Here is a 4,036-nt window from a genome sequence, read left to right as displayed (position 1 = left end):
CCGGACACCACACCCGCCGACGACACCCCGTCCGCCAGCTCCGCCAGACCCGCCAGCAACTCCGCACGATCCGCACCCAGCACCACCGCACGCTGGTCCAACCCCGCACGGGAGGCGGCCAGGGCCGCGCCGACGGCGGCCGGGGCCAGGTCGGGGCGGTCCTGGAGGTGGGCCAGCAGCCGTTCGGCCTGGCCGCGCAGGGCTTCGGCGCCGCGTGCCGACAGCGGCCACGGCACCAGCGGCAGCGGCGTCGCGGTCACGGGCGTCCCGGCCTCGGTGTCCTCCCGGGGGGCCTGCTCGATGACCACGTGGGCGTTGGTGCCGCTGACCCCGAAGGAGGACACCGCGGCACGGCGCACCGCGCCGTCGGACGGGTCCCAGGGGCGGGCCTCGGTGAGGAGGGACACCGCTCCGGCGGACCAGTCCACCTCGGGGGTGGGCTCGTCGACGTGCAGGGTCCTGGGCAGCACGCCCTCGCGCATCGCCATGACCATCTTGATGATCCCGGCGACGCCGGCCGCGGCCTGGGTGTGGCCCAGGTTGGACTTGACCGAGCCGAGCCACAGCGGCCGGTCGGCGTCCCGGCCCCGGCCGTAGGTGGCCAGCAGCGCCTGGGCCTCGATCGGGTCGCCGAGCGGGGTGCCGGTGCCGTGCGCCTCCACCGCGTCCACGTCGGCCGTGGTCAGGCCGGCGTTGGCGAGGGCGGCTTCGATGACCCGCTGCTGGGAGGGGCCGTTGGGTGCGGTGAGTCCGTTGCTGGCGCCGTCCTGGTTGACCGCCGAGCCGCGGACCACGGCGAGGACCTGGTGCCCGTTCTTCCGCGCGTCGGAGAGCCGCTCGACCAGCAGCACGCCGACGCCCTCGGCCCAGCCGGTGCCGTCGGCGCCGGCCGCGAACGCCTTGCAGCGACCGTCCGGGGAGAGTCCGCGCTGCCGGCTGAACTCGACGAACACCTCGGCGCTGGGCATCACGGCGACGCCGCCGGCCAGGGCCAGGGTGCACTCGCCGCTGCGCAGGGCCTGTACGGCCATGTGCAGGGCCACCAGCGAGGAGGAGCAGGCGGTGTCCACCGTCACGGCGGGGCCTTCGAAGCCGAAGGTGTACGACACCCGCCCGGACAGCACGCTGGAGGCGTTGCCGGTCATCACATAGCCTTCGGCGCCTTCCGGCAGGTCCCGCAGGCCGGTGATGTATCCGCGGTGGCCCGCGCCGACGAACACGCCGGTCGGGCTGGCCGCGAGGGCGGCGGGCGCGATGCCGGCCCGTTCCAGCGCCTCCCAGGAGGTCTCCAGCATCAGCCGCTGCTGCGGGTCCATGGCCAGCGCCTCGCGCGGCGAGATGCCGAAGAACCCGGCGTCGAACCCGGCGGCGTCGTGCAGGAAGCCGCCCTCCCGGACGTAGGTCTTGCCGGGCGCCTCCGGGTCGGGGTCGTACAGGCCGTCCACGTCCCAGCCCCGGTCGTCGGGGAAGTCGGAGATGGCGTCCCGGCCGTCGGCGATCAGCCGCCACAGCTCCTCGGGGGAGTCGGCACCGCCCGGCATCCGGCAGGCCATGCCGATGATGGCGATCGGCTCGTCGGTGGCGGCGGCCCGTACGGCGGGCCGGGACCCGGCGGCGGAGACGTCGCCCAGCAGGTGTTCGCGCAGCTGCCGGGCGAGGCCCAGCGGGGTGGGGTGGTCGAAGACCAGGGTCGCCGGCAGCCGGAGCCCGGTGGCGGCGTTGAGCCGGTTGCGCAGGTCGACCGCGATCAGGGAGTCCACCCCGAGGTCCTTGAACGCCCGGTCGGGGTCGACGCCCTGCGGGTCGGTGTGGCCGAGGGCGGCGCCCGCGTGGCCGCGGACCAGATCGAGCAGTTCCCGGTCCTGGTCGGCCGTGGAGAGCCCGGTCAGACGCCGCACCAGCTCCGACGCCTCGTCGCCGGTGCGCTCGGCGGTCCCGGCGGCCGGGTTCGCCGCCTCGATGGCGCGGCGGACCTCGGGCACGCCGGTAATCAGCGGGTACGGGCGAACGGCGACGGCGGACGGGGCGATCCTGGCCCAGTCGATGTCCACGACGCCCAGCACGGTGTCGCCGGCTCCGATCGCCCGCTCCAGCGAGGCGACGGCCTGCGCGGGGTCCATCGGCGGCACGCCCTCGGCGCGCAGCCGCTCGCCGACCTCGCCGTCGGCGAGTCCGCCGCCGCCCCAGGACCCCCACATCACCGAGGTGGCGGGCAGTCCCCGGGCGCGGCGGTACTCGGCGAGGGCGTCCAGGTAGGTGTTGGCCGCGGCGTAGTTGGCCTGCCCGATGCTCGGGAAGACGCTGGCGAAGGAGGAGAACAGGACGAACGCCGAGAGGTCGAGGCCCGCCGTCAGTTCGTGCAGGTGGCGGGCGGCCGCCGCCTTGGGGCGGACGACGTCCGCGGCCCGCCGGGCGGTCAGGGTGTCCACGATGGTGTCGTCGAGGACTCCGGCGGCGTGGAACACCGCGGTCAGCGGCCGGTCGGCGGGGATGTCCGCGAGGACGGCGGCGAGGGCTTCCCGGTCGGCCGCGTCGCAGGCGGCGACGGTCACCTCGGCGCCGAGCGCGGTGAGTTCGGCGGTCAGCTCCGCGGCACCGGGAGCCTCGGGGCCCCGGCGGCTGGTGAGCACCAGGTGTGCGGCGCCGCCGCGGGCCAGCCAGCGGGCCACGTGGGCGCCGAGCGCGCCGGTGCCGCCGGTGATGAGAACGGTGCCCGAGGGGCGCCAGGCGGGAGTGGCGGGCCGGTCGTCGGCGGCGCGCACCAGGCGGGCCGCGAACAGGCCGGACGGCCGCACCGCGACCTGGTCCTCGCCGGCCCCGGCCGCACCCGGGGCGAGGGCGGTGGCCAGCGCCCGCTGGGCGCGTTCACCGGCGTCGGCGGGCAGGTCCACCACCCCGCCCCAGCGCTGCGGGTACTCCAGGGCCGCGACCCGGCCCAGGCCCCAGAGGGGGGCGTGTTCGGGGTGGGTGACCGGGTCGGCGTCGGTGGTGGAGACCGCGCCCCGGGTGGCGCACCACAGGGGGGCGTCCAGCGCGATGTCGCTCATCGCCTGGAGGACGGTGAGGGTGCCCACCCAGCCCGAGGTCAGCTCGGGGTGGTCCGGGTGCGGGGTGTCGTCCAGCGCGAGGAGGGAGAGCACGCCGGTGACCGGGAGGCCCGCCGGGCCCCGGTCGGTGCCCTGCTCCCCGGGCCCGCCGTCCAGCACGGCGTCGCCCAGGGCCCGGGCGACCTGCTGCCGGTCGGCCGAGGCGTCGACGGGTACCCGGGTCACCCGGGCACCGGCGCGTTCCAGCGCCCGGGCGGCGGCGGCCGGCCAGGCGTGCGTGCCGGGCTCGGTCCGGGCGGTGTCCTCCGGCCCGTCGGCGGTGCCGGGGACCAGCAGCAGCCAGGTGCCGTGCACGGTGGCGTCGGGAGAGGTGGGCAGTGGCTGCCAGGAGACGCGGTAGCGCCAGGAGTCGAGGACCGAGCGCTCGCGCTGCCGTCGCCGCCAGGCGGACAGGGCGGGCAGCACGGAGGAGAGCGGCTGCTCGCCGTCGACGGCCAGCGCGTCGGTCAGGTCCTGGAGGTCCTCGCGCTCGACGGCCGCCCAGAACCGCTCCTCGTAAGCGTCCCGGGGGGTGTCCCCGGCCGCGCCGGCGGGGGCTCCCGCCTCCAGCCAGTAGCGGCTGCGCTGGAAGGCGTAGGTGGGCAGGTCGGCGTGGCCCGCCCCGGTCAGCAGCGGCGACCAGTCGACGGCGACCCCGCGGACGTACGCCTCGGCGAGTGACCGGACGAACCGGTCGGGGCCGCCCTCGTCCCGGCGCAGCGAGCCGACGGCCGCGACCTCGGGGACACCGGCCCCCTCGGCGGTCTCTCCGACGGCCAGCGCGAGCACCGGGTGGGAGCTGCACTCGATGAACGTCCGGTGGCCCAGTCCGATGAGGTCGGCGACGACCTGGTGGAACTCGACGGTCTGGCGCAGGTTGCGGACCCAGTAGGCGGCGTCCAGCCCGGCGGTGTCGATGAGCGCGCTGTCGACCGTGGAGTAGAACGGCA

The 4,036-nt window shown here is 76.7% G+C and carries 1 protein-coding gene; it reads right to left on the bottom strand.

Going from position 1 to position 4,036, the window contains the following annotated elements; genetic code table 11:
* The coding region (locus ACH4B3_RS34170) for an SDR family NAD(P)-dependent oxidoreductase (RefSeq protein WP_398469673.1) at positions 1 to 4,036 on the bottom strand (4,036 nt) is incomplete at both ends.

Origin of the sequence: Streptomyces sp. NPDC018031, assembly GCF_044327625.1 — a bacterium.
In the GTDB taxonomy this organism is placed as follows: Bacteria; Actinomycetota; Actinomycetes; order Streptomycetales; family Streptomycetaceae; genus Streptomyces.
This window is presented reverse-complemented; position numbering and strand designations above follow the sequence as displayed.